Origin of the sequence: Streptomyces sp. V4I2 (assembly GCF_030817655.1) — a bacterium.
GTDB lineage: Bacteria > Actinomycetota > Actinomycetes > Streptomycetales > Streptomycetaceae > Streptomyces > Streptomyces plumbiresistens.
In genome coordinates, this window is the sequence record NZ_JAUSZM010000003.1 from 9,250,438 (window position 1) to 9,275,822 (window position 25,385).

Genomic DNA, 25,385 nt, shown 5'->3' on the forward strand with positions numbered 1-25,385 from the left:
ACACACGTCACCGCGCCACGCTGAGCGACAGCGCGAACCGGCCCTCCTCGTCCGTCCACCAGTGGGCCAGGTCGAGACCCGCCGCGGACAGTTCGGCGCGCACGCCCTCCTTGCGGAACTTGGCCGACACCTCGGTGCGCAGTTCCTCGCCCGCCGCGAAGTCGACCGCCAGGTCGAGCGCCGGAATCTTCGCGGTCTGTGCCGTACGGGAGCGCAGCCGCATCTCTATCCACTCGTGCTCGGCGTCCCACAGGGCCACGTGGTCGAAGGCCGCGGGGTCGAAGTCGGCACCCAGCTCGCGGTTGACGACGGTCAGGACGTTCTTGTTGAACGCGGCCGTCACCCCGGCCGCGTCGTCGTACGCCCTGACCAGCACCTTCTCGTCCTTGACCAGGTCCGTGCCGAGGAGCAGGGCGTCGCCCGGGGAGAGCAGGGCACGTACGGAGGCCAGGAACGCGGCCCGCTCGACCGGCAGGAGGTTGCCGATCGTGCCGCCGAGGAACGCCAGCAGCCGCGGGCCGGGCGTGTCCGGCAGGGTCAGCCGCGCGGTGAAGTCGGCGATGAGGGCGTGCACCTGGAGACCGGGGTGCTCGTCGATGAGCGCGTGCCCGGCCTGGGTGAGGGCGCTCTCGCTGACGTCGACCGGGACGTACGCGCGCAGGTCGGTGCAGGCGTCGATGAGGTGGCGCGTCTTCTCCGAGGAGCCGGAGCCCAGCTCGATCAGGGTGTGGGCGCGCGTCGCCGCCGCGATCTCCCCGGAGCGGGCGACGAGGATCTCCCGCTCGGCGCGGGTCGGGTAGTACTCGGGCAGTTCGGTGATCTGCTCGAACAGCTCGCTGCCGTGGGCGTCGTAGAACCACTTCGGCGGCAGTGTCTTGGGGGTGTGGGTCAGGCCCTGGAGGACGTCGGCGCGCAGGGCGGCGTCCGTGGCGTCCTCGGGCAGGGTGCGGGTGAGAAGGAACGGACTCACGTGCGGGGCTCCTTCGGAAGTGCGGGGGCCAGTGCGTCGCTCGGCTCCTTGAGCGGGGTGAGCAGCACGTCGGTGCGGCTCGCGGCGAGCAGGGTGCGGTCGGGGACCTCCTGCCAGTGCGGGTCGTCGTCGTAGGGCTCGGAGGCCACGACCGTGCGGCGGCCGGGCTCCGAGAGGTACCAGAGGGTGTCGCCCCAGGCCGTCGCCGTGATGCTCTCGCCGTTGGTCAGCAGCAGGTTGAGCCGGGAGCCGGGGGCCGCCGCGGCGACCTCCAGGACGGTTTCGGCGAGCGCCTGGCCCGCCTCGTCGCCCTCGCGCAGCCGGGCCAGGACCAGCGCCCACACGAGCGCCGAGTCGTTGCGCGCCTCCAGCGACAGCACGTCCGTGGCCGGCAGGCCCGCCACGAGGGGTGCCAGCGAACCCGGCCAGCCCGTGACCGCACCGTTGTGGCTGAACAGCCATGGGCCGGTGGCGAACGGTGCCGCCGCGGCCTCCGCGTCCGCGCCCGCCAGGGTGGCGTCCCGTACGGCGGCGAGCACGGCCCCCGAGCGGACCACCCTCGCCAGGTCGGCGAGGGACTGGTCCGCCCAGATGGGCCCGGCCCGGCGGTAGCGGGCCGGTACGGCGTCACCGTCGGCGTACCAACCGACGCCGAAACCGTCGGCGTTGACCGTCCCGTACCGTTGCCGCCTCGGCGCCCACGACTGCCGGTACAGGCTGTGCGGCGGCTCGACGAGGATCCGGCCGAGCGGCTCCGGCGGGCCCAGATACGCCAGATGACGGCACATCAGACGGCTCCCGAACGGGCCGTGCGGAACCCGGAGAAGATCTGCCGGCGGATCGGGTAGTCCCAGTTGCGGAACGTGCCCCGGCAGGCCACCGCGTCCACGGCGAACGAGCCGCCGCGCAGCACCTTGTGGTCGGGGCCGAAGAAGACCTCCGAGTACTCCTTGTACGGGAACGCCTGGAACCCCGGGTACGGCAGGAAGTCGCTCGCCGTCCACTCCCACACGTCACCGATCAACTGCCGTACGCCGAGCGGGGATTCGCCCTCCGGGTAGCTGCCGGCCGGCGCCGGGCGCAGATGCCGCTGGCCCAGGTTGGCGTGCTCGGGCCCCGGGTCGGCGTCGCCCCACGGGTAGCGCGTCGAGCGGTCGCCGGCCGGGTCGTGCCGGGCCGCCTTCTCCCACTCGGCCTCGGTGGGCAGCCGGCGCCCGGCCCAGCGGGCGTACGCGTCGGCCTCGTACCAGCACACGTGCAGGACCGGCTCCTCGGGCGGGACGACCTCGGTCACGCCGAAGCGGCGCCGCAGCCACTGCCTGCCGTCACGGCGCCAGTACAGCGGCGCGTGGATGGAGTGCTGCCGGATGTGGGCCCAGCCCGCCGCCGTCCACCAGCGCTCGTCGTCGTAGCCGCCGTCCTCGATGAACGCCTGGTAGGCGCCGTTCGTCACCGGAGTCGTGTCGATGTGGAACGGCGCCACCTCGCGCGGGTGCGCCGGGCGTTCGTTGTCCAGTGCCCACGGCTCGGAGGACGTGCCCATCATGAACGGGCCGCCGGGGACCAGGACTTCGGCCGGGCCGGTGTACAGCGGCACCGGGTCCGGGTCCGGGGCGGTCAGGGCCTGCGGGCCTCTGCGGAGCTGATGGGTGATCAGCATCGTCTCGTCGTGCTGCTGTTCGTGCTGCGCGATCATCCCGAAGGCGAAGCCCGCCTCCGTCAGCCGCGTCCCGTGGAACGCGGTGCGCTCCAGTACGTCCAGCACCCGGCCGCGTACGTCCGCCGCGTACGAGCGGGCCTCGGCGGGCGCCAGCAGGGGCAGCGAGGGGCGCTCGGAACGCGGGTGCTCGAAGGCGTCGTAGATGCTGTCGATCTCGGGCCGTATCGCCTCCTGCCCGGCGACGGTCCGCAGCAGCCACTGTTCCTCCTGGTTGCCTATGTGGGCGAGGTCCCACACGAGCGGCGACATCAGCGGCGAGTGCTGCGCGGTCAGGTCCGGCTCCTCCACGCAGCTGGTGAGCAGGGTGGTGCGCTCCCGGGCGGTGACGAGGGTGCTCAGCGCCCGGTCGCGGAAGGCCTCGGCGTCGTGGGAGGCGTCGGCGTCGAGGGAGGGGGCGGGGTCGGTCATGTGCGGATGTCCTTCCCGTGGGCGGTGGGCGTCTCCCCGGTGGCGTGCTGCCGGGACCGGGGGTGGTCCGTACCGCGCAGGTGTCGGTCCGTGTCGCGCGGGTGTCGGCCCGTGTCGCGCGGGCTCTGGTCCGTGTCGCGCATGTGGTCGAGCAGGTCGTCGGCGGGGCAGCGGCCGGGAACCACAAACCGGTCCCGGTACTCCCGCACGGCGTCGACGACCTCGGTGGTGGCGCCGAGCCGGGGCAGGGCCTCCAGGGCGACCGCGAAACAGGCGACGGCCGCCTCGTGCAACTCGGGGTCGTTCAGGCCGCGGTGGGCGGCTTCGGTCCACAGCGGATTGTGCGGCGCGGGCAGCGACAGGGACCGCTCGGCCAGCGGCTTCACGATCCGGTAGGCGGTCTCGGCGGCCTCCGGGTCGTCGAAGAGCGCCGTCGTCACCGCCAGCGGCACGATCCAGCCGTCGTCGCCGGGCTGGGCGTCGATCATGCGCAGTTCGAGATGCCCGCGGGGTCTGACCGGCGGGAACAGCGTGCTGATGTGGTAGTCGAGATCCTCCCGGGTCGGCGGCTCGGGCGCCCCCGACCTGGTCCACTCCCGGAACGTCAGCCCCTCGGGCACGTCCCACGGGCCGCCGTCGCGGCGTACGCACATCACCGGGGCGTCCAGCACATGCCGGGCCCAGGCGGTGCGCGGATCCACGTCGAGCGGGGGAGCGCCCGCCCGGCCGGCGCCTATCTCCATCCACAGCAGCTGCCGGCTGGACAGCCAGCCGGTGGGCTCGTGTCCGGCCGCGGGGGAGTTCGCGAACGCGGCCACCAGGACCGCGCCCAGCTGGTGCGCCAGCCACCAGCGCCGCCCGAGACCGAGCGGACCGGGCTCCTCGTGACCGGCGTCCAGGCAGACCTGGACGGAGGCGGAGGTGCACATCATGGCGCGGCCGGCCGGGCCGGTGCGGTCGAGGCAGGCCTCCATGGCGTCGTAGCGCGGCTCGCGCAGGAACCTGCGGGGCGTGTGCCAGGGATCCTGGCCGATGCCGACGAGACCGAGGCCGTCCTCGGCCAGTACCGCACGGACGGCGGTGAGGTCGGCGGAGACGATACCGATGCACTCCATCAGGGAGGCGGCGGGCGGCGAGCTCAGTTCCAGCTGGCCGCCGGGCTCTGTGGTGAGCGCCGACCTCAGGGGCACGGTACGCAGTGCGGCGTAGGCCGCCGCGAGTCGTTCGGGTGTCACGGGGAGCTGCGGAGTGCGCAGCTCGTGGACGAGCCATTCCACTTCGACCCCGAGTTTTCGGGGTGGACCGGTCTTGAAGCAGATGCCCCGGACCAGGGCCTCCACCTCGGCTTCGGTGACCGCGGTACGGGGCTCCGTACAGTCACTCGGCGTATCGGACATGTCGGGATCCTCCTGAGATTCCACCATGCCGTCGGCCCGGGATCTGGTGAGGCGGGCCGACGTCACTCGTTCCACCCAAGACCCTCGCGTCCGTTCGCACAAGGGTGCACATCATCGCAATCGGGGCCGGAAATTTCCGTTTCCTGGGTGTTCTCCAGGAGTTTTCCGGGGGCGGACAGACCCCGGAAACTCCGTTGCACCGCAGGACCAGAATCACTCAGGATGCGTCTATGAGCACGACGGGGGAGATGACGGGGAGATGACGGGGGAGATCGCGCGGCGCGCGGTCGTGGCGCGTACGGGGGTCGCGCCATGAGCGCGCGCCTGCGTGCCGTCGCGCAGCACACGGAACAGATCGTGGCGGCGGGGATCTACCGCGCCCCGGACGGCCGCGAGGTGTCCGTCGCCGCCGAGATCGAGGCGGCCCGGGACGGCACGCGGATGTACGGGCCGGAGCCGGTGCGGGTGCCGGAGATCTCCACGGCTGACACGTTGTTCCAGGTCACGGGCGAAAGCAGCCTGGAGGCGGCCCGTCGGCTGGGCGGGCGGGTGGCCGTCCTGAACTTCTCCTCGGCCCGCAATCCGGGCGGCGGCTATCTCAACGGCGCCCAGGCCCAGGAAGAGGCCCTGTGCCGGGCCTCCGCGCTGTACACCTGCCTGGTCGAGGTCCGCGAGTTCTACGACCATCACCGCACCCACCGCGACCCGTTCTACACGGATCGTGTCATCCACTCCCCGGCCGTGCCCGTCTTCCGCGACGACCGCGGCCGTCTTCTGGACGCGCCGTACACCGCCGGCTTCCTGACGGCGGCCGCACCCAACGCCGGAGTCATCGTCCGTACGGCACCGGAGCGCGTGGCCGAGCTGCCGCGAGCCCTGGCGGTACGGGCCGAGCGGGTGCTGGAGGTCGCGGCCGCCCACGGCTACCGGCGGCTGGTCCTCGGTGCGTGGGGGTGCGGGGTGTTCCAGAACGATCCGGCGCAGGTGGCGGGCGCGTTCCGGGCGCTGCTCGGCCCCGGCGGCCGGTTCGCCGGGGCCTTCGAGCACGTGGCGTTCGGAATCCTGGACCGGACGACCGGCAACGTGGTCCGAGAGGCGTTCGTACGAGCGTTTCCGGAGCGTCAGCTCCAGCCGTAGCGTTCCCCCAAGCGGTGCCGGACCAGGTTGAACCGCATGCGGTCCAGGGCGCACGCCTCCCGGCGCATGCCGCCCTCGTGCAGGCGCAGTACGCGGTCCACGTCGACCCACGAGTCCCGCCCCGACCGGTCCCAGGGCCCGCTGCCGATCGGCACCCACTCCCGGTGGCCGTCGTGCCGCTTGCTCGACAGCTGGACGGCGAGGAAGGTGCCGCCGGCCTCGCGGGCGACGACGAGCACGGGGCGGTCCTTGCCCCGGCCGTCGTTCTCCTCGAAGGGGACCCAGGTCCAGACGATCTCGCCGGGATCCGGGTCCCCGTCGTGCGCGGGCGAGTACTCCGTGCGCACCGGGCCCACCTCACGGGGGTCCGCCTGGGTGGTGGCGGAGGGGCCGAACCGGCCGGGGACGTTCTCATCGATAGACGCAGTCACGGGCGTAACGTTAGAGCCCGCGCCGCCGAACGTTGGAGCCCGCGTCCCCGAGCCGGTTCTCTCACCCCTCGCGCGTCATCCAGCGTCCTTCTCCACCGGCACCTTCTGTACCGGCGGCGGCGCGACCCCGTTGAGGGGCGAAGTCCCGCTCGGCGCCTGCCCGTTCTGGTTCATCGAGGCGAGCAGCTGCCGGGCCAGACCGAGGCCCGTGCCGCCCATGGTGAGCGCCTTGGTGAGCATGTCGGCCATGCCGTCGGCGCCGTTGAGGACCACCATGTTGTCGACGCTGTCGAAGGCGGACGCTCCGGCCCGCACGATCTCCGGCCAGTTCTCGGCGAGTTGCTGGGCGACGACGGCTTCCTGGTTCTCGGCGAGGGCGGCGGCGCGGGCCTTGATGGCGTCCGCCTCCGCGAGTCCCTTGGCCTTGGCCGCCTGGGCCTCGGCAAGACCCCTGGCCTGCGCCGCGGCCGCCTCTGCCTCACCGGTGGCCCGCGTGGCCGCCGCCATGGCGGTGCCCCGGGCCTTGGTGGCCTCGGCCTCCGCGCCCGCGGCCGTCTTGACCCGGGTCGCCTCGGCCGCTGCCGCCAGCTCCGTCTCCTGCGCCTTGGCCTGGGCCGCGGAGATGCGTGCGTCGCGCTCCGCCTCGGCCATCGTCCGCTTCTCGTAGGCCTGCGCGTCCGCCGGCTTGCGGACGTCCGCCTGGAGCTGCTGCTCACGCCGCTGTGCCTCCAGCTCGGCGACCCGCGTCTCCTGGACGACGACTTCCTGCCGGGCGGCGGCGTCGGCGAGCGGTCCGGCCTGGCGGGCCTTCGCACCCGCCTTGTCCCGCTCGGCCTGGTAGCCGGCCTGGAGGATCTCGCTGTCCCGGGTCGCCTCGGCCATCCGCGCGTACGACTGCTGCTCGGCCTCCGTGGCCAGCCGGTTCGCCTCCGCCTGCGCGATCCGCGCGTCCCGCTGGACGGCCGCCGCGTGCGGCATCGCCAGGTTCTGGATGTACCCGGTCGGGTCCTCGATCTCGTGGATCTGCAGCGAGTCCACGATCAGACCCAGCTTCTCCATCTCCGTGCCGCAGGCCGCCCGGGTCTGGCCGGTGAGCTTCTCCCGGTCACGGATCATGTCCTCGACCGTCAACCCGCCCACGATGGACCGCAGATGACCGGCGAACACGTTGTGCACCCGCTCCGACATCAGCTTCTGCTGGTCGAGGAAACGGCGGCCCGCGTTCGCGATCGACACGAAGTCGTCGCCCACCTTGAAGATGACCACGCCCCGCACCTTGAGCGGAATGCCCTGGTGGGTCACGCAGTCCACATGCAGTTCCGTCTCGTTCAGGTCGAGCGAGAGCTTGCGCACCGCCTGCACGCCGGGCAGCACGAGCGTGCCGCGTCCGGTGACGATACGGAAGCCCATGCCCGCCTCGAGGCCCTCCGTCTTGTGCTTGGAGCCGGAGATGATCAGTGCCTCGTTCGGTTCCGCGACACGCCACATCATCTTGAACAGACCGATCAGAACGAGGACGGCGGCAACCGCCACCCCCGCAACGACGCCGACAACCATCGGCATACGCCCCCTTGTGATGGTGCCCTTTCGGCACCGAACGAAAGGGAGTGTGCGCCTGTGCGACGCCGGGGTACAGACGCTGACGCATCCTTGTCGAAACCTTGATACAAACCAGCCTCACCTGCGGGGAAACGGCCGCCGTGCCTCAACTGTCGTACGCCGCCTGGACGTAGACGGTCCTCGGCGGCAGGTACTCCACGACCATGACCACCGTGCCCCGCTCGATGCGGTCCGTGCCGGTGGCGGGGTAGGCGAGGAAGTGCTCGGCACCGCCGCGCACCCGGACGATCACCTCGCCGACGAGCCCGGGCCCGATCGCCCCCGTGACCCGCCCCATCAGCCCGACCATCGACGCGTCGTCCATGGTCACAGGGTACGGGCCGAACGCCGTTACGCGGCCGGGGAATCCGTGACCGCGTGCTCCGGCGGCCAGGCCGTGTGCCAGCGCAGTCGCGCCTCCAACTGCGCGGCGAGGGAGACCAGAAGCGGCTCGCTGTTCGCCGGACCGAGCAACTGGGCGCCGACCGGCAGACCGCCGCCGACGAACCCGGCCGGGACGTTCACCCCGGGCCAGCCCAGCACGTTCCACGGCCAGGCGTACGGACAGGCGGCGATCATCGCGCGGTCGGTCGCCAGTCCGCCGAGGCCCAGCAGCGCGCCGATGCGCGGCGGGGGAGCGGCCGTCGTCGGCGCGAGGATCACGTCGTACGTCGTGAAGAACGTGCCGATACGCCGGTGCAGGACCGCCTCGGCCCGCCGCGCCGCCCGCAGTGGCACCCCGCCGAGCAGCCCGCCCAGCCGGGCGGCGTCGCGGGTGCGGCGGTCGAGGAGGGCGGGGAAGGGCGCCTCGCGGACGCGCTCGGCGAGTCCGGCCGTGGCGCGGGGCACGAAGGTCAGCCCGATCTGCCCGTACGGCGGATCGGCCTCCTCGACGATGTGCCCCAAGTCGCTGAGCTGCTCGGCGAGTTGGACGACCCTGGCCCGCACCTCCGGCTGGAGCCGCGCGGGCAGCGCGGTGAACGGCGGTTTCAGGGAGAGCGCGATGCGCAGCCGGCCGGGGTCGCGCCGGGTGGCCTGCAGGGCGTCGACGGCCGGCGGCCGGTGCGGGTCGAGGTCGTGGTTGCCGGCCGCCGCATCCAGGAGCAGGGCGGCGTCGGCGACCGTACGGGCGAGCGTGCCGTTGACCGTGATGCCCTGGAAGGACTCGCCTCGCGGCCAGGTGGAGATCCGGCCGCGCTGCGGTTTGATGCCGATCAGGTGGGTCCAGGAGGCCGGGATCCGCACCGAGCCGGCGCCGTCCGAACCGAGCGCGGCCGGCACCAGACCGGCGGCGACGGCGGCGGCCGAACCGCCGGAGGAGCCGCCCGGCGTGTGCTCCGTGTTCCACGGATTGCGGGTCGCACCGAACGCGGGCCCTTCGGTGAACGGCCACTGTCCGAACTCGCAGGTGTTGGTCTTGCCGACGATCACGGCTCCGGCCGCGCGCAGCCGCCGTACCGCCTCGCCGTCCTTGGCGACCGGCGGGAACTCGCCCCGGCAGCCGAACGCGGTCGGCTCGCCCGCCACGTCCATGTCGTCCTTGACCGCCACCGGCACCCCGAGCAGCGGCTTGCGCACCCCCGCGGCCAGTTCCCTGTCCGCGGCCTCGGCCTCGGCGAGCGCCGCCTCGGTCCGTACGATCCGGAAGGCGTTCAGCGAGGTCTGCGTGGCCTCGATCCGGGCCAGCGCCGCCTTGACGAGCGACCGGGACGTCACCTCCCCGTCGGCGAGCGCACGGGCGGACTCCGCGAGGCCTGAGGAACGGTCGAACGTCATGCGGGGCACCTCCGGGACGGCGCTGTCTACTGAACGGTAACGTCCGGCGGGGCGCGACGGAACGCCCCGCGCGGGAGAGCCGGCGCACGGTCGGCATCGGTGCACGCCACAGCTTTCCCACAGGGCCCACGGACTCGTGCGCAAACCATTGACGCCCCCGACCCTCACCCCTACCTTCTGATCGACTTTCCGAACCGAGTTCGGAATATCGAACGCAAGAGCCGCATGTGTTTGTGTCCGAGGGAGAGCCGCCCGTGACCACTCGACCCCCCACGCCGTCGCGCCGCACACTGCTGCGGGCGATGGCCGTCCTGCCTGCCTCGGCGCTCGTCCTGGGCGAGGCGCCCGGACTGCTCGGCACCGCCTCCGCCGCCGCCCCGCCGAACGGCTCCGCGACCCGCTACACCATCGTGCCGTTCCTCAACAGCAACGACGGCACCGTGAACGTCTACCAGTCCGACGACGCCACCGACTTCCGCCTGGCCAAGTCGTCGGCCTACACGCCGCCGAGCAACCGCATCCGCGACGCGAGCGTCTTCAAGCACACCAACGGCTACTACTACATCACTTACACGACCCACACCTGGCAGGACCCGAGCACCACCATCGGCTTCGCGCGCAGCTCCGACCGGGTCAACTGGACCTTCCTGTACGACTACACGGTCCCGATCGCCAACCTGTCCCGGGCGTGGGCGCCGGAGTGGTTCGTCGACAGCGACGGCAGCGTGAACGTCATCGTGTCCTGCTCGACGGCCAACGACGAGTGGATCTTCACCCCGTATCTGCTGAAGGCCACGAACTCCGGCCTCACCGCGTGGAGTTCACCGGTCGCCCTGTCGGGCATCGGCGCCAACCACATCGACACGTACCTCGTGAAGATCGGCTCGACGTACCACGCCTTCACGAAGAACGAGACGGCGAAATACATCGAGTACGCGACGGCCTCCAACCTAACCGGCCCCTACACGATCAGGAGGACCGGCGACTGGGCGGGCTGGGGCAGCTACCGCGAGGGCCCGGCGCTGGTACAGCTCGACAACGGCGGCTGGCGGATCTTCTTCGACGGCTACGGCGACGGCACCTACTACTACAGCGACAGCTACGACACCTTCGCCACCTGGTCCGCCCCGGCCGCGCTGCCCGTCGTCTCCGGTACGGCCCGGCACTTCACGGTGGTCAAGGAGACGGTGTCGGGCGGGCCGAGCCTGGCGAAGGGGGTGACGCGCTCGTTCCAGTCGGCCAACTTCTCCACCCGCTACTGGCAGTCCCAGTCGTCCCTGCTCAACCTCCCTGTGGTGAGCAGCTCCAGCTCCACCGCCGAGAAGCAGGCCTCCACCTTCACGGTCGTCGCCGGCCTCGCCGACGCGAGCGGTTACTCCTTCCGGGACGCCGCCGGCAACTACCTGCGCCACTGGGACTTCCGCGCCCGCTTCGACGCGAACAACGGAACGTCGACCTTCGCGAAGGACGCCACGTTCATCGCCCGCACCGGCACGACGAGCGGCTCCCTGCGCTTCGAGTCGTACAACTACCCGGGCTACTACCTGCGCCACTACAACTACCAACTCCGGGTGGAACGGACCGACGGGACGGATCTGTTCCGGGGGGACAGTTCGTTCGTGCCGGTGGCTGCCTGGGCCTGAGCTGCGGCTTTGCCGGCCTGGGCAGTTGTGCCGGCGGCTGCGGAACACCTCTCGGCGAGGTCGGCCGGGGGGTGCAGGCCGGTGGTGGCTACGATCGGGCGGCAGGGTGAGTCGGGGCTGCCCGCTGAGGCGGTACACCGGCCGCCGGGACACCCACCCTCACATCGCCGTTGGCGTCCAATCCGGCAGCATTACCGGCGGAACCCCGACGTGGCCACGCTGCGCACCGCTGGGCATCACGCCTTCACCCGTCCGCTGGACTTGATCGGACTGCCCTGACCAGCACCGCCACATGAACCGTCCGGGCGAGCGAGACGCACTGCTGCTTGACGCATCAGACGCATCGGATGTCTACCGCCTCGCTTCCCCCGGGCCCCGGCCGAGGAATGTGCCAAGGCCGGACCGCGCGCTGCGGGCGAGCTCAGGCGGGCAGCCTCGTGTCGACGACGAAGCTGATCTCGATGACCTGGCCGGGCAAGGTCAGTTCGGTGACGCCCAAGACCGTGCCGACCGGGCGGTGGTCGCCGAAGTACGCCAGGTTGCCCTCCGCCGTCGCCGCGGCGTTCTGCCGCAGGTTCACCACGTACAGGGTCTGCGAGACGACCTGGTTCCGGGTGACGCCGTAGTGCTCCAGGACCTTGTCCGTATTGGCGTAGGTCTGCTTGAGCTGGGCGGCGAAGTCGCCCGCGTGGAGGAACTCGCCCGCCTCGTCGAACGCGAGCTGTCCGGAGATGTGGATCAGCTCGCCGGACCTGATCGCCTGGGAGTAGCCGAAGTCGCTCTCGGCCGGCACGTTGTGGTTGAAGACATCAATGGTGGCCATGGTGCTCGCCCTTCCGGTTTGCTCTCTTGTGGTTACTCGGAAACTGTAGGAGAGTGAACGCTGACCTAGAAGAACGCACTTTTCGGTGACTGAGGAACCTGATGGTGACCAAGCAACTGCTCAAGGGCCTGCCCGAGGACGCGGATCTGAGGCGCGCGGACTCCCTGGCGCGGGAGATCTTCTCGGACGTCGCGAACAAGTGGGCGCTCCTGATCATCGAGGCGCTCGGCGAGCGCACCCTGCGCTTCAGCGAGCTGCGGAACGAGGTCGAGGGCGTCAGCCACAAGATGCTCACCCAGAACCTGCGCATGCTGGAGCGCAACGGCCTGGTCGACCGGAAGGTGTACCCCACCGTGCCGCCGCGGGTCGAGTACACCCTCACCGAGCCGGGCCAGGCCCTGCGCGCCACGGTCGATGCCATATGTGGGTGGACCCACCAGTACCTCGGTCACATCGAGGGCGCGCGCGGCCGTTTCGACGCCTGACAGGCACTGGCCTGTGCTTCGCCTGTGCAACCAGCCCCCGGGCGAGACCGGCGACGCGCTCAGCGCCGTACCGGACCGGATGACTCACGCCATACGCTCAGTCGACGCAGAACTCGTTGCCCTCGATGTCCAGCATTGGGATGCACGAGTCATTGCCGTCATACAGCGTTCGCACGTGTACTGCGCCGAGCGGGACCAGTCGTGCGCATTCGGCCTCAAGTGCGGCGAGGCGTTCTTCACCCACGAGTCCGGTGCCGACCCGCACATCAAGATGCACCCGGTTCTTGACGGTCTTCCCTTCGGGGACGCGCTGGAAGTACAGCCGCGGGCCCACACCTGAGGGATCTATGCAGGCGAACCATGAATCCCGCTCCTCAGGTGGCTGCGAACGCTGGAAATCATCCCAAGTGGCAAACCCCTCTGGTGGCGGTGGTACGACGTACCCCAACACCTCGCACCAGAAACGAGCGAGACGCTCAGGTTCTGCGCAGTCAAAGGTGACTTGGAACTGCTTGATCGCTGACATCGGTGCACCGTACCAAGGGGACTGGGGACTCTGCCGCTCACTTCCCCAGGGGGCGCCCGCAACCCCGTCAGGCCCCGGGCCATCTTGGATATCAAAGGACGACATGACCCTGGTGGCGGAGCGGCGCCCTCTCACTGTTCTCAGGGACGAATGCCCCGGTAAACGGCCGGCCTGACGACCCAGCAGTCCTGGTCCGCTGCTCGGCGCCATCACCGGAACCCTGTTCGCGTCCTCGCCAACGTCGGCTGTGCGGCCTACCAGAGCTGGCCAACCGTGATCCCCCTGCTGTCGGTCAGGTGAGCGGCCGACCGCGACCGCGCGCCGCGAGCGGGCCACCGCGCGAGGGCCGACGCCGGGGGCGTGCGGAACGGACGGCTCCGAGTCAGGGGCCGACCAGTGCGGTTGCGGCGCTGTCGGCCTGGTCTCGGATCAGCCCGGCGGCCATGACGTGTTCGATCACGCGGTCCAACTTCGCCTTGGCCCGCGCCAGCTCGTCCATGCGGACGCCAATGCTGTCGCGCTCGGTCAGGAGGCGGTCGAGCATGCTCTCCGTCGCCTTGCCGGTGTCCACGCACGGCAGAAGTTCCACGATCGTCTTACTGGACAGCCCGGCCGCGTAGAGCTGCTGAATGAGCCGGACGCGGTCCACGGCCCCGTCCGCGTAATCGCGCTGTCCTCCGGAGGTCCGGTCCGCGTCCAGGAGCCTCTGTTCCTCGTAGTAGCGCAGAGCGCGGACGCTCACCCCGGAGCGCTTGGCGAGTTCCCCGATTCGCATGGCCTGAATTTTCCTTCCGCCAAGACTTGCATCTGACGTCAACGTGAGGTTTTAGCGTAGTCGTGTCCGAGCGGCAAGGCGAACAACTGCGCCACACCCCCGCCTCGGCCGTATGAAGGAAGCAGACCATGCAGATCGCAGGATCAACCGCCCTGGTGACCGGAGCGAACCGTGGCATCGGCCGCCACTTCGCGGAGCAGCTGCTGGCTCGGGGGGCGAAGAAGGTCTACGCCACGGCGAGGCGCCCCGAGGCCGTGACCCTTGCGGGTGTGGAGGTGCTGCGTCTCGACATCACCGACCCCGCCTCGGTGACCGCCGCCGCACGTGCCGCGCAGGACGTGGACCTCGTGGTCAACAACGCGGGCATCAGTACGTACACCAATCTGGTCGAGGGTGAACTCGACTCCATCCGCCGGGAGATGGACACCCATTTCTACGGCACGCTCAACGTGGTGCGGTCCTTCGCGCCGGTCCTGGCCGCCAACGGCGGCGGCGCGATCCTCAACGTCCTCTCCGCGCTGTCCTGGTTCTCACACGACGGGGCGAACGCCTACGCCGCGGCCAAAGCAGCCGAGTGGAGCCTCACCAACGGGGTGCGGCTGGAACTGGCCGGCCAGAAGACACTGGTGACCGGGCTGCACCTGGGCGCCGCGGACACCGACCTCACCGCCTCCTACACGGGCGAGAAGGCCGACCCGGCCGACATCGCGCGCGCCGGACTGGACGGGGTGGAGGCCGGTGACCTGGAGGTGGTCGCGGACGAGTGGAGCGCCCACGTCAAGGCGTCCCTGGCCGCCGCTCCGCAGCACTTCTACGCGGACGCCCTGACCGCCGGCTGACCGGCCTCCCCGTACCGGGATGGCTCCGTCCCCCTGCGCCGGATCGAATGTGTCTGGTCCTGCGCTCGCCGAGCGTGGTCTCGAACATCAGATGCACCATCCCCGGGGCGAGCAGCACACCCGAGATGTCTGAGGGTTCGAAGCGGGGAGTGTCCGGCGGACTGCCCGGATGGTCGGGCAGTTCGGCGAGCATCGCTTCGTACGTCCACCGCCGTCCAGACCGGCCGACCTCCACAGATCCCGGGTCGAGGAGTTGCCCGGCGCGTCGGAGCCCGTCCGGACCACACACCGATGCGGGTCCTGCCGAGGCGCGCACGTCGCCGGCTCTCGCTCAGCCCTTGACGGCGGAGCTGGCGACGCCCTGGACGAACCACCGCTGGAAGAAGGCGAAGACGATCAGGACGGGCAGGACCAGGAGGACGCCGAAGGCCAGGATCTGGCCCCAGTCCGGGGGCTGCTGGCCCTGGAAGACGCTCATCTCCAGGGGGAGCGGGCGGACCGACGGGTCGGAGATCATCAGCACCGGCCACAGGAACGATCCCCACTGGATGAGGAAGGTGAGGATCGCGACCGAGGCGAAGGCCGGCTTCGACATCGGGACGATGATCGCGAAGAAGGTGCGCCACGGTCCCGCGCCGTCGATCCGGGCCGCTTCCTCGATGCTCGGCGGGATCGAGCGGAAGAACGTGTGGAACTGGTAGACCGAGAAGGCGTTGGCGATGAACGGGAGCGCCAGGATGTAGAGGGTGTTGCGCTGGTCGTTGAACATGTAGAAGAGCGGTACGGCCACCGACTCGAACGGGACCAGCATCAGCAGCAGGACGAGCGTGAAGACGGCGTTCCGGCCGCGCCACTTCAGCCGTGAAAGCCCGTACGCCGCCATGGAGTTGACGAACAGGCCGCCTGTCACCACCACGAACGCCAGCAGCAGCGAGACGCCCATGAAGCGCCAGAAGTAGCCGGTGCTGTCGGAGTTGAGGCTGTCGAGGACGGCCGTGTAGTTGTCGAAGGAGAGGTTGGTCGGGAGGAAGCCGGACAGGCCGTTCAGGACCTCGTCGGACGGCTTGAGGCTGCCCAGGAACAGGTAGATCACCGGCAGCACGAAGACGAAGGCCAGCACGCTGAGTACGGCGTAGTCCAGGAAGCGGCGCAGGGGCGTAGAGGTGGTGCCCATGGGTCAGTCCTCGTTTCCGGGCCGGACGACGCGGCGCTGGATGAGCGTCAGGACGACGACGATCAGGAAGAAGACGACGGTGATCGCGGACGCCTGGCCGATGTTGTTCTGGTCGAAGGCGGTGGTGACGGCCTGGTACATCACGGTGCGGGTGGCGTCCTCGTCCAGGCCGCCGCCGCGGACGAGGACGTACACCTGGTCGAAGACCCGGAAGGAGAGCACCGAGGTGAGCATCGCGACGAAGACCAGGGTGCCGCGGATACCGGGCAGGGTGACATGGCGGAACTGCTGCCAGCGGGAGGCGCGGTCCAGTTCGGCGGCCTCGTAGAGCTCGCCCGGGATCTGCTGGAGGCCGGCGAGCAGGATGACCATCTGGAAGCCGACGCCCTGCCAGATGGACAGCACGATGATCGAGCCCATCGCGGTGGCACCGTCGCCGAGCCAGTCGAAGGCGCCCCAGTTGCCGAAACTCACCGCGTCCAGCGCGGAGTTGAGCATGCCCTGGTCGCTGCGGGCGAGGATGAGGCGCCAGATCACGGCGACCAGCGCCATCGGGAAGACCACCGGCATGAAGAAGAGGGACCGGAAGAATCCGATGGCCTTGAGCTTGCGGTTGAGCAGGATCGCCAGGGCCAGCGCCAGGGCCGTCTGCACGGGTACGACGACCGCGGCGAAGGTCAGGTTGTTCAGCAGCGCCCGCAGGAACGGGCCGGACAGGTTGGGGTCGGTGAACAGCCGCCGGTACTGCTCGATCCCGAACCAGGTCGGTTCCAGCGGGGAGCCGAGGCGGACGTTGTAGAAGGAGAGGACGACGGCGTAGCCGAACGGGACGCCGACGAAGGCGATGAGTCCGACGACGGCCGGGGCGGACATGAGCAGTCCGTGCAGCCAGTCGCGGTTCTTGCGGCCCGGCCGTGTTGATCGCGTCGACGGCGCGGGTTTCACGGATGTGGATGGGGCCTGCTCCGGGCCGGGCAGCGCGGTGTGCGCGGGTTCCACGGATGTCACGGGAGGGTCCTGTTCCCGGCGGGGCGGGCGCGGCGTGTGCGCTCCCGCCCCGGCCGATGGGTCCTACGGGATCTGGTAGCCGGCGTTGTCGGAGAAGTCCTGGTCGATGGCGCGGGCGGCCTTCTCCAGGGCGCTCTTCGGGTCGGCGCCGCCGTAGATGGAGTTCAGGGCCTCGCTGAACTTCGACGTGATCACGGGGTAGCCGGCGGTCACCGGGCGGGTGACGGCGACGCAGGACTTGGTGATGTCCTTGTCGCCGCACGGCTTGGCGAGCTGGTCGGCGTAGAGCTGGAGCGGGCCGCCCTGCTTGTAGAGGCTGCTCTTGGCGAGCGCGGTCTTGGTGGCGGGCACCGCCCCGTTGGCCGTCGTCATGGCGCTGACGTTGGTGTCGTCCAGGAGGGTGTCCAGGAACGTGCCGGCGGCCTTGGCGTTCTTGGTGTCGGCGCCGATGCCCCAGGCCCAGGAGCCCTGGCCGGTCTTGGGGCCGTTGCCGAAGTCGGGCAGCGGCAGCACGACGAGGTCGTCGCCGAGGGCCTCGCTGTAGGCGGGGTACATCCAGTGGCCGACCCAGCTCAGGGCGACGCGGCCCTTGGCGAAGGCGTTGCCGTCGGTGTTGGGGTCGACGTACGTCTTCCAGGACTGGAAGGTCTTCATGGCCGAGACCACGGCCGGGGTGTCCAGGGCGCCCTCCGCCTTGCCGTCCTTGAGGAGGGAGCCTCCGGCGGACCAGACGATCGGGGCGAAGCCGTAGGTGCCCCACTCGTTGGCGTAGCCGCCGCTCTCCTGGAGGTCGAGGGTCTTGCCGTCGGAGTCCTTGGCCTTCAGCGCCTTGAGCGCGGCGGTGAACTGAGCGGCCGTCCAGTCGTCGGACAGACCGGTCGGGTATTTCACCCCGGCCGCGTCCAGCAGCTTCTTGTTGCCGTAGATCCCGAGCCCGGAGTCGAACATGCCGAGGCCGTAGTGCTTGCCGTCGACCTCGCCCTGCGCCTTGCTCGCGTCGGTGGCGTTGGCCATGGTCTTGGCGGAGACGTACGTGTCTATGGGAGCGAGCTTCTTGTTGTAGACGAAGTTCGCCATGGTCGGGCCGTCGAACTCCATCACGTCCGGCAGCTCGGAGGCGCTGGTGGCCGTGATGACCTTGGTGTAGTCGGCATCGGGGATCAGCTTCAGGTCGACCTTGATCGCGCTCTGCGAGGAGTTGAAGGACTTCACCGCGTTCTGCAGCGCGCTGGTCTCGTTCTTCTGGCCCTGGTGGGCCCAGACGCTGATGGTGCCCTTGCCGCTTCCGGCCTCGGCGGAGGCATCGGTACCGCCACCCCCGCCGCAGGCGGCCAGCGCCACCAGGGGGAGGAGGGCCAGGCCCGTACAGGCGGTGCGGCGGTACTTTCTGCTGGTCGAGCTCATGGCTGTGCCTCCGTGCTGTGGCGAGGGTTCGGCGTGCTGACGTGCTGTCCGGACATGCGGATGTGGGGCTCGGGGAGTTACTGCGGGCCGCGCGGGCGCGGCGGGGCGGTGGTCTCGCGCAGGACGAGTCGGATGGGCATCTGCACCTGCGCGGCGGGTGGTTCGGCGTCGGGCTCGTCCAGCTGACGCAGCAGCAGCCGGGCGGCCTCGGCACCCTGCTCGGCGACCGGCTGGGCGACCGTGGTCAGGCCGACCACGTCGGCGAGTTCGTGGTCGTCGAAGCCGACGACGGACACGTCCTGCGGCACCCTCAGCCGATGGCGCCGCAGGGCCCGCAAGGCGCCCATCGCCATCTCGTCGGACTGCGCGAACACGGCGGTCGGCGGACGGGAGACGGCCAGCAGTTCGGTCATGGCCCGCTCGCCGCCCTCGACGGTGTAGTCGCCGTCCGCCTCCAGGGCCGCGTCGTGCTCGATACCGGCGTCGCTCAGCACGTCCAGGTAGGCGTTGCGCCGCTCGATGGGGGTGGTCCAGTGCAGCGGCCCGCTGGTTCCGCTGATCATGCCGATCCGGCGGTGGCCGAGATTGACCAGATGCCGTACGGCGCTCTCGGTGCCGGCCCGGTCGTCGATGCCGACGACGGTGAAGCCGGGCCGGGTGCCGCCGACCGTGGTGGCCAGCGGCACCCCCAGGGAGCGCAGTGCGGCCGACTCCTCCTCGTCAGGGATGAGCAGCGACAGCACCGCGTCCACCCGCTTGCGGACCGGCAACTTGGTGAAGAAGCGCTTGCGTGTCTCCGGCGAGCCCAGGTTGTACAGCAGTACGTCGTACCCGGCGGCGCTGAACTCGCGCTCGGCGGCGTCCAGCACGGTGCCGAAGAACCAGCGGCCCACGTACGGGACAAGAACCCCGATGGTGAAGGTACGGCCGCTGGCCAGACTGGACGCGGAACGCGAGGCGGTGTACCCGAGCCGGGCGGCGACGGCCGTGATCTGCGCCCGCACTTCCTCGGAGACCCCCGGTCGGCCGCGCAGCGCGCGGGACACGGTGGACGCCGAGACTCCGGCGGCGCGGGCGACATCGGTGATGCTGGCCGTCACGGCGCATTCCTCCCGTTGATTTCACGTCGGTGTGATCTGTGGGTGACGTGACCGTAAACCCGGCCACCTTGTTGCGCAAGCGTTTGCGTTCATATTTACTGGGGCCGATCTGCAAGAGACCTCTTTGTTATCAAGCGTCAGCGCACACGTTTGGGCGCTGTGGAGCCGACAGGACCTGTGCATGCGATACGCCCCGCCCGGCCTCTGCGTGAACGACTTCGCCCTCCTGCGCGACGAGGACGGCACGTACGCGGTGCTGCACCTGCAGGGCCCCTGGACACCGGAGTTCGACCATCTGCGGATGGAGACTTCCTACGGCCGTGCCACCTCCACCGACCTGGTCCACTGGCAGCCCCAGGGCACCGCCTTCGGCAACGGACTGCCCGGTCGCTTCGACCAGCAGGCGGTGTGGACGATGCACCCTCTGCGGCACGGCGACGGAATGGCGATGTTCTACACGGGCGTCTCCGGTCTCACACCGGGCGGCTGGCCGCTCCAGTCGGTAGGACTGGCGTACTCCGACCGCACCGACGGCACGGGCTGGCGGCGCCATGGCACCGCGCCGGTCGTCGAGGCGGACCCGCGCTGGTACCGCACCGGTGAACGCATGGGCTGGCGCGACCCGTTCGTCGTACGCGACGACGCGTCGGACGGCTGGGTCATGGTCGTCTGCGCCAGCGACGCCTCCCTGCCGGTGGAGGTCAGCGGCTGCGTCGGGCTGGCCACCTCCGACGACCTGGAGCACTGGACCGTGCATCCGCCGCTCATCTCACCCGGCGACGTGGACGAGTTGGAGTGCCCGGTCCTGGAACGCCTCGACGACGGCAGCTGGCTGCTCCTCGGCTCCATCGGCGCCACCCGCGGCTTCGAGGCGTGGACGGCCCCGAGCCTGCGCGGCCCCTGGACCCGGCGCGGCCCTCTCGGCCCGACCGGCGCCTACGCCCCCCGCGTGATCGCCGCGCCCGACGGCTCCCGCGTCGTGCTGCACACCACGCCCCGCCAGGTCGGCCTCAGCGACACCGGGGAGCGCTGCCGCGGCATGCTCACCCAGCCGAAGTCACTTGTGGTGGAGGGCGATTCGGCCCCCCGCCTCGAATGGTGGCCCGGTCTGAACGCCTGGCTCGGCGAGGAGACGGACCGCCCCGCCCTGCACGCGGTCGGCGACATCGGTATCACCGGGCGGGTCGAGATCACCCTGCGCACCGACGCCCCGGACGGCGACCGTCCCGCCCTCGCCGTGGGCTGCGACGGCAAGAACCTCTGGGTCACGGGCCCCGACGGGACCCGGCTCGGCGAGACCGTCCTCACGGACCCCGCCGCCACGCTGCGCATCCTCACCGTCGGCGAGTACGTCGAGGTCTACGCCGACAACGTCTTCGCCCTCACGACCCTGTGCTACTCCGGGCACCCCGGCCCGTGGACGGCCGTCAGCGAAGGACGCGAACACACCATCCCCGTCCGCCCGATCCGGCTGCCCGACCCGCACCGCGACGACGCCTCCGCCATCTGGCCCGGCCCGTCCCCGCGCTGACCCAACTCCCTCCGGAAAGGCCCGCAATGCCCGCCGTGAACGTCACCGCCGACGGTCTCCGCTTCCCCGACGGCTTCCTGTGGGGAGCCTCCACCGCCGCCCACCAGATCGAGGGCAACAACGTCAACAGCGACTGGTGGCAGACGGAACACAGCGGCGGCTCCATCGCCGAGCCCAGCGGTGACGCCGCCGACAGCTACCACCGGTGGCGCGAGGACATGGACCTGCTCGCCGAACTCGGCTTCACCGACTACCGCTTCAGCATCGAATGGGCCCGCATCGAGCCCGCCCCCGGCCACTTCTCCAAGGCCGAGATCGCCCACTACCGGCGCATGGTCGACGGGGCGATCGAACGCGGCCTGCGCCCGATGGTCACCCTCCACCACTTCACCGTCCCGCGCTGGTTCGCCGAGCGCGGCGGCTGGACCGCGGACGGGGCGGTGGACCTGTTCGAGCGGTACGTGCGCGCCACCGCGCCGGTCATCGGCACCGGCGTACGGCACGTGTGCACCATCAATGAACCCAACATGATCGCGGTCGCCGGCGCCGTCCGTGAACTGGGCACCGAAGCACCCCCCGCGGCCGGCCTCCCGCTGCCCGACAAGGCCACCACCGGCGCCCTGATCCAGGCCCACCACCGCGCCACGGCCGCCGTCAAGGCGATCTCCGCCGACATCCAGGTCGGTTGGTCGATCGCCAACCAGGTGTACCAGGCACTCCCCGGTGCCGAAGCCGCCACCGCCGCCTACAGCCACCCCCGCGAAGACGTCTTCATCGAAGCCGCCCGCGACGACGACTGGATCGGCGTCCAGTCCTACACCCGCACCAGGATCACCACCGACGGCCCCATCCCGGCGCCCGACGACGCCGAACGCACCCTCACAGGCTGGGAGTACTACCCGCAAGCCATCGGATACGCCCTGCGCCACACCGCCGGGATCGTCGGCGACGTCCCCCTGATCGTCACCGAGAACGGCATCGCCACCGACGACGACACACGCCGCATCCACTACACGACCGGCGCGCTCCAGGCAGTATCCGCCGCTCTGGAGGACGGCCTCGACGTACGCGGCTACCTCCACTGGAGCGCACTCGACAACTACGAATGGGGCTCCTACAAACCCACCTTCGGCCTCATCTCCGTCGACCCCGACACCTTCGAACGCACCCCCAAGCCCTCCGCGGCCTGGCTCGGCGGACTCGCCCATGTCGGCGTACTGCCCCGAGCCGCCTCCTGATCGACCTGCGTTCGGCTCTCGACCGGTGCCGGGCCGGGCAGTTCAGCGATCGAGTGCGGGACGGCCGGCCAGGCCGGTGTCGAGCATGATGCGGTCGACGGTCTCGGGCAGGGTGCTGTCGGTGCCGATGACGGTCTCGACGTCGCCGGGCAGCAGATCGAGTTCCCGGTACCAGTCGCGCAGGTCCCTCTCGCCGACCTCTTCGGCAATCGGCTTGGTGGCGTGGCGTACGAGGGTTTCGCCGAACGGCACGTGCAGGTAGTAGCCGTGGGTCGGGCCGCGGTGGTCGGCGCGCAGCCGCGCGAGCATCTCGCCGTAGCGGTCGGCGTACAGGATGCCCTCCAGGACGACGTGATACCCGGCGTCCAGGGCGTATCGGGCGACGGTGTCGATGAGGCCGATGTTCGCCGCGCCCGGCACGTCCCGCTCTCTCAGCACGATCCGGCGGAGGTTGTCCTGGCCGACGATGGCCAGGCCGCGGCCGAAACGGTCCCGGATGCCGGCCGCCACGCTCGACTTGCCCGAAGCGCTGTTGCCCCGCAGGACGATCAGCCGGGTCTCTTCCGTGCCCACCACCACAGTGGCCAACCTACTCCGTGCTCGCAGCTCATGGCTTTGAGGTCGTTCTTCGACAGGTTGCGCAACAGCCAGTACGTCAGGCATGCGCGGTGAGCAGTTTCTGCACCGCGCACACCACGTCCTGGCCGGTGACCTCGTCGAGGCCCGGACGACCGGGGACGGAGCTGTGCCGGGCCCGGCTGTCCGCTCCGGGCACGGCCCGATCACCGAGAGGCATGCTCGGGACGCCGTACGGCCCCCACCGCTCCGCCGGAACGACGGGCGTGCACAGGGACACGACCGGTGTTCTGACGGCCGCGGCCAGGTGGGCGGGGCCGGTGGTGCCGCTCGTCACGACGTCGGCCGAGCGCAGGACGCCCGCCAGGGTGCGCAGCGCGGTCCTGCCGCCGAGGTCCACCGCCATGTCCCCGCTGACCCGCCGGGTGAGCTCCGCCTCGCCGGGGCCGCCGGTGACGACGACACGATGACCCGCCTCGACGAGGAGGGCCACGGCCTCGGCTCAGCGATCGGGACTCCAGGCAGGGTCGGGAGCGTCGGCTCCGGGGTGGACGACGACGTACGGGCCGCTGCCGGTCAGGGCGATCGTGTCGGGAGGCGGCAGAACGCGCAGGCGGCCGTCGTCCCCGGGGCGCGGGCGGAAACCCATCGCGGCGGCGGTGTCGAGCGCGGCCTCGGCCTCGTGGCGGCCGGGGAGCCGCTGATGACGTACGTCGAGGAGACGGCCGAATGGTCGATGCTGTCGGCGTCGGCGTCGGCGTCGGCGTCGGCGCCGATCCGTCGGACGCCGGCCAGCCGCAACAACAGGGCCATGGGCACGGGACTGTGGCGGAACGACGTGAGGACGAGCGCGACGTCGAACGCGCCCGCACTCAGACGTCGCACCAGGCCATCGACGTCCGCCTCGGGCACGGTGGGCGCGTCCGCGCCCTCCCACGGCGCCGCCCACACGATCACGTCGTCGACACCGGGCAGCAGCCGGGCGGCGGGCTCGCCGCGTGGGCCGCAGAGCATCGTCACCCGGGAGCAGCGGGCGGCGACCGCGCGGACGGCGGGCCCGGCGAGCAGCACGTCGCCGAAGCTGTCGAGCCGTACGACCAGTGCCTTCACCAGGGGCGTCCCCGTGTTTGAGCAAGGACTCGTCGGCACTGGCACGGGGTTCCCGCGCCGGCAGGTTGCACACCTTGATCCCTAGTCCCCGTGTCCTCGGCCGAACCGGGCAGGAGGAGGTCTGTGAGCAACCACACTCACCACGGCAAACACCCGCAGGTGGAGGGAACTTGGCGTCCTGGCGGCGGTGCCGCGGGGTGCACCGTCATCGACTCGCCGGTCCCGTCTGTCACGATGGTCCGCGCCGTAACCGACTCGGTGGAGTGACCGCGCAGCGCAGCCGGCGTCCCTCGGTTTCGCCGACCTGTCTGACCTCCCACCTCGCCTCTCGGGTACCGCACTGTGTCTTCCTCATCTGCCCCTGCCCCTGCCCCCGCCTCGCCTGCGTCCGGGCAGGCGTCACGCTCGCCGTGGCGGTCCCTGAGATACCGCAGCATGCGCTGGTGGTCCGTCGCGAACTTCGTGTCGAACGCCGGTACCTGGATGCAGCTCACGGTGCAGAACCTGCTCGTGCTCCAGATCACCGGCTCCGCTGCCGCGACCGGGCTGTCCATGTCGGTCCAGGCCGCCCCCGCCCTGTTCATGAGCCTGCTCGGCGGGGCGGCCGTCGACCGCTGGCCGCGCAAGCTGACGGCCGGTGTCAGCCAGGCACTCCTCGGCGCGGTCGCCTTCACGACCGCCGTGCTCGTGGCGCTGGACCGGCTCGACATGACGACCTTGCTGGTGCTGGCCGCCGTGACCGGCGCGATCGCCACCGTCGACGGACCTGCCTGCGCCCTGCTGGGCAACGACCTCGTTCCCGAGGAGGACGTCCCCTCCGCCATCGGCGTGGGCGCGCTGGTGCACAACGCGGGTCGGCTGGCCGGCGCCGCACTGGCCGGCGTGACGGTGGGCCTGCTGGGCACATCCGCCGCGTACGCGGTCAACGGACTGTCGTTCCTCTTCGTCACCTCGGTCATTCCGTTCCTGCGGCCGGCGTACGGTGCGGCCGGGCGCGCCGGGAAGGAGCACCCCGCTGCTCCGGAGCCGCGCGACAAGCGTGACGACATGACCGTACGAGAGGGGCTGGCCTTCTTCGCGCGTCGGCCCCGCCTGGTCGCACTCGCCTGCGTCACCGGCATCAGCGCGGTCTTCGGACGCAACTACGGACTCACCCTCGCCGTGCTGGTCACCGGGCCGCTCGCGGGCGGCGCCGGCGCGTTCGGCACGGTCTCCACCGTCCTCGCCGTCGGCGGCATCCTCGGGGCGGTCCTCGGTGCCCGGCTGCGCAGGCCCTCGGTGCGGCTCGTGGGCACACTGGCCGCCGCGGGTGGGCTGCTGCAGGTGGCGGCGGGCTTGTCGCCGTCACTGGCCGTGCTGCTGGTGCTCGTCCTGCCCATGGCCGTGGTGGAGTCCGTCTCCGACACCGCCGGAACCGCCGTACTGCAGACCGATCCGCCCGCTCACCTGCGGGGACGGGTGCTCGGGGTGTGGAGCAGCATCGGCACCGTGTGGGGTCTCGGCGGGCCTCCGGCGCTGGGTCTGCTCATGGAAACGGCCGGAGCGCGCGGCGCTCTGGTGACCGGCGGCCTGCTCATCGCCGGCACGATCGGCGCGGGCCTCGTCCTGCGTACACGCCGGACCCCGGAGCCGGTGGCCCTGCCGTCGAAGCCCGGCGACGTGGTGGGGCAGGAAGCGCTGAGGGCCGCTGCCTGACGGCCGGCCCGGGGTGCTGC

Annotated in this window: 23 protein-coding genes and 1 pseudogene; 7 read left to right on the plus strand and 17 right to left on the minus strand. The window is 70.8% G+C overall.

The genetic code is table 11. The features are described 5' to 3' along the window. Positions 1–7 precede the first annotated feature (7 nt). From egtD to egtA, 4 genes are read right to left on the minus strand one after another with little or no spacing between them, the layout of a single operon-like run. Positions 8–970: an L-histidine N(alpha)-methyltransferase gene (egtD, locus tag QFZ76_RS43175; RefSeq protein WP_307678794.1), complete on the minus strand. Its 963-nt coding sequence runs from the start codon at positions 968–970 to the stop codon at positions 8–10. Beyond that, positions 967–1,758 (minus strand): ergothioneine biosynthesis protein EgtC, encoded by a 792-nt coding sequence (gene egtC, locus QFZ76_RS43180; RefSeq protein WP_307678795.1) that lies wholly within the window; start codon positions 1,756–1,758, stop codon positions 967–969. The genes egtD and egtC overlap by 4 nt, the downstream gene beginning before the upstream one ends. Beyond that, positions 1,758–3,098, minus strand: coding sequence for an ergothioneine biosynthesis protein EgtB (gene egtB, locus QFZ76_RS43185; RefSeq protein WP_307678796.1), 1,341 nt, complete (start codon positions 3,096–3,098; stop codon positions 1,758–1,760). The genes egtC and egtB overlap by 1 nt, the downstream gene beginning before the upstream one ends. Further along, on the minus strand, positions 3,095–4,495 hold the full coding sequence (gene egtA, locus QFZ76_RS43190; RefSeq protein ID WP_307678797.1) for an ergothioneine biosynthesis glutamate--cysteine ligase EgtA: 1,401 nt from the start codon (positions 4,493–4,495) through the stop codon (positions 3,095–3,097). The genes egtB and egtA overlap by 4 nt, the downstream gene beginning before the upstream one ends. Before the next feature lie 312 nt (positions 4,496–4,807). Here egtA and QFZ76_RS43195 point away from each other — a divergent pair, with 312 nt between their 5' ends. Continuing rightward, a complete protein-coding gene (locus tag QFZ76_RS43195) occupies positions 4,808–5,632 on the plus strand; it encodes a TIGR02452 family protein (RefSeq protein ID WP_307678798.1) in 825 nt (274 codons plus the stop codon). Here QFZ76_RS43195 and QFZ76_RS43200 read toward each other — a convergent pair. From QFZ76_RS43200 to QFZ76_RS43215, 4 genes are all read right to left on the minus strand, one after another. Next, on the minus strand, positions 5,617–6,063 hold the full coding sequence (locus QFZ76_RS43200) for a type II toxin-antitoxin system PemK/MazF family toxin (RefSeq protein ID WP_307678799.1): 447 nt from the start codon (positions 6,061–6,063) through the stop codon (positions 5,617–5,619). The two genes, QFZ76_RS43195 and QFZ76_RS43200, sit on opposite strands and share 16 nt — an antisense overlap. 75 nt (positions 6,064–6,138) lie before the next feature. Beyond that, the gene (locus QFZ76_RS43205; protein ID WP_307678800.1) at positions 6,139–7,626 is read right to left on the minus strand and encodes a flotillin family protein; all 1,488 of its coding nucleotides are present in this window, start codon (positions 7,624–7,626) and stop codon (positions 6,139–6,141) included. A gap of 142 nt (positions 7,627–7,768) precedes the next feature. Further along, positions 7,769–7,987 carry a hypothetical protein gene (locus QFZ76_RS43210; protein WP_266450852.1) on the minus strand — a complete coding sequence of 73 codons (219 nt, stop codon included), beginning with the start codon at positions 7,985–7,987 and terminating at the stop codon, positions 7,769–7,771. 26 nt (positions 7,988–8,013) lie between these two features. Beyond that, positions 8,014–9,438, minus strand: a complete 1,425-nt coding sequence (locus QFZ76_RS43215; RefSeq protein WP_307678801.1) for an amidase — start codon at positions 9,436–9,438, stop codon at positions 8,014–8,016. 254 nt (positions 9,439–9,692) lie between these two features. On the opposite strand from QFZ76_RS43215, the gene QFZ76_RS43220 reads away from it, so the two are divergent. Then, complete coding sequence (locus tag QFZ76_RS43220; protein ID WP_307678802.1) at positions 9,693–11,081, plus strand: glycoside hydrolase family 43 protein; 1,389 nt, start codon at positions 9,693–9,695, stop codon at positions 11,079–11,081. A 421-nt stretch (positions 11,082–11,502) separates the two neighbouring features. On the opposite strand, the gene QFZ76_RS43225 is transcribed toward QFZ76_RS43220, so the two are convergent. Next, positions 11,503–11,904: a RidA family protein gene (locus QFZ76_RS43225; protein WP_307678803.1), complete on the minus strand. Its 402-nt coding sequence runs from the start codon at positions 11,902–11,904 to the stop codon at positions 11,503–11,505. 101 nt (positions 11,905–12,005) lie between these two features. Between QFZ76_RS43225 and QFZ76_RS43230 the strand changes: the two genes are divergently transcribed. Beyond that, on the plus strand, positions 12,006–12,389 hold the full coding sequence (locus tag QFZ76_RS43230) for a helix-turn-helix domain-containing protein (protein WP_307678804.1): 384 nt from the start codon (positions 12,006–12,008) through the stop codon (positions 12,387–12,389). 97 nt (positions 12,390–12,486) lie between these two features. Here the strand turns inward: QFZ76_RS43230 and QFZ76_RS43235 are convergent, their stop codons facing one another. After that, complete coding sequence (locus tag QFZ76_RS43235) at positions 12,487–12,915, minus strand: VOC family protein (protein ID WP_307678805.1); 429 nt, start codon at positions 12,913–12,915, stop codon at positions 12,487–12,489. A gap of 382 nt (positions 12,916–13,297) precedes the next feature. Continuing rightward, complete coding sequence (locus tag QFZ76_RS43240) at positions 13,298–13,690, minus strand: MerR family transcriptional regulator (protein WP_307678806.1); 393 nt, start codon at positions 13,688–13,690, stop codon at positions 13,298–13,300. A 128-nt stretch (positions 13,691–13,818) separates the two neighbouring features. Between QFZ76_RS43240 and QFZ76_RS43245 the strand changes: the two genes are divergently transcribed. Beyond that, positions 13,819–14,529, plus strand: coding sequence for an SDR family oxidoreductase (locus tag QFZ76_RS43245; RefSeq protein WP_307678807.1), 711 nt, complete (start codon positions 13,819–13,821; stop codon positions 14,527–14,529). Positions 14,530–14,860: 331 nt separating this feature from the next. Here QFZ76_RS43245 and QFZ76_RS43250 read toward each other — a convergent pair whose 3' ends face one another. The 4 genes from QFZ76_RS43250 to QFZ76_RS43265 form a co-directional block, all read right to left on the minus strand. Next, complete coding sequence (locus QFZ76_RS43250) at positions 14,861–15,703, minus strand: carbohydrate ABC transporter permease (RefSeq protein WP_307678808.1); 843 nt, start codon at positions 15,701–15,703, stop codon at positions 14,861–14,863. 3 nt (positions 15,704–15,706) lie between these two features. Next, positions 15,707–16,711: a carbohydrate ABC transporter permease gene (locus QFZ76_RS43255; protein WP_307678809.1), complete on the minus strand. Its 1,005-nt coding sequence runs from the start codon at positions 16,709–16,711 to the stop codon at positions 15,707–15,709. 63 nt (positions 16,712–16,774) lie between these two features. Next, positions 16,775–18,115 carry a sugar ABC transporter substrate-binding protein gene (locus QFZ76_RS43260; RefSeq protein WP_307678810.1) on the minus strand — a complete coding sequence of 447 codons (1,341 nt, stop codon included), beginning with the start codon at positions 18,113–18,115 and terminating at the stop codon, positions 16,775–16,777. A 77-nt stretch (positions 18,116–18,192) separates the two neighbouring features. Next, entirely contained in the window at positions 18,193–19,215 is a 1,023-nt protein-coding gene (locus QFZ76_RS43265) for a LacI family DNA-binding transcriptional regulator (RefSeq protein WP_307678811.1), read from the minus strand. A gap of 181 nt (positions 19,216–19,396) precedes the next feature. On the opposite strand from QFZ76_RS43265, the gene QFZ76_RS43270 reads away from it, so the two are divergent. Together QFZ76_RS43270 and QFZ76_RS43275 are read left to right on the plus strand one after the other, a co-directional pair. Further along, a complete protein-coding gene (locus QFZ76_RS43270; RefSeq protein ID WP_307678812.1) occupies positions 19,397–20,746 on the plus strand; it encodes a mucin-1 in 1,350 nt (449 codons plus the stop codon). A gap of 26 nt (positions 20,747–20,772) precedes the next feature. Next, positions 20,773–21,984 (plus strand): glycoside hydrolase family 1 protein, encoded by a 1,212-nt coding sequence (locus QFZ76_RS43275; RefSeq protein WP_307678813.1) that lies wholly within the window; start codon positions 20,773–20,775, stop codon positions 21,982–21,984. 42 nt (positions 21,985–22,026) lie between these two features. On the opposite strand, the gene QFZ76_RS43280 is transcribed toward QFZ76_RS43275, so the two are convergent. Both QFZ76_RS43280 and QFZ76_RS43285 read right to left on the minus strand, forming a co-directional pair. Beyond that, a complete protein-coding gene (locus QFZ76_RS43280; protein ID WP_307678814.1) occupies positions 22,027–22,572 on the minus strand; it encodes a kinase in 546 nt (181 codons plus the stop codon). 67 nt (positions 22,573–22,639) lie between these two features. Beyond that, positions 22,640–23,670 (minus strand): annotated as a pseudogene (locus QFZ76_RS43285) (glycosyltransferase family 9 protein). Positions 23,671–24,105: 435 nt separating this feature from the next. On the opposite strand from QFZ76_RS43285, the gene QFZ76_RS43290 reads away from it, so the two are divergent. Beyond that, the gene (locus QFZ76_RS43290) at positions 24,106–25,365 is read left to right on the plus strand and encodes an MFS transporter (RefSeq protein WP_307678815.1); all 1,260 of its coding nucleotides are present in this window, start codon (positions 24,106–24,108) and stop codon (positions 25,363–25,365) included. The last annotated feature ends 20 nt before the right edge of the window (positions 25,366–25,385 follow it).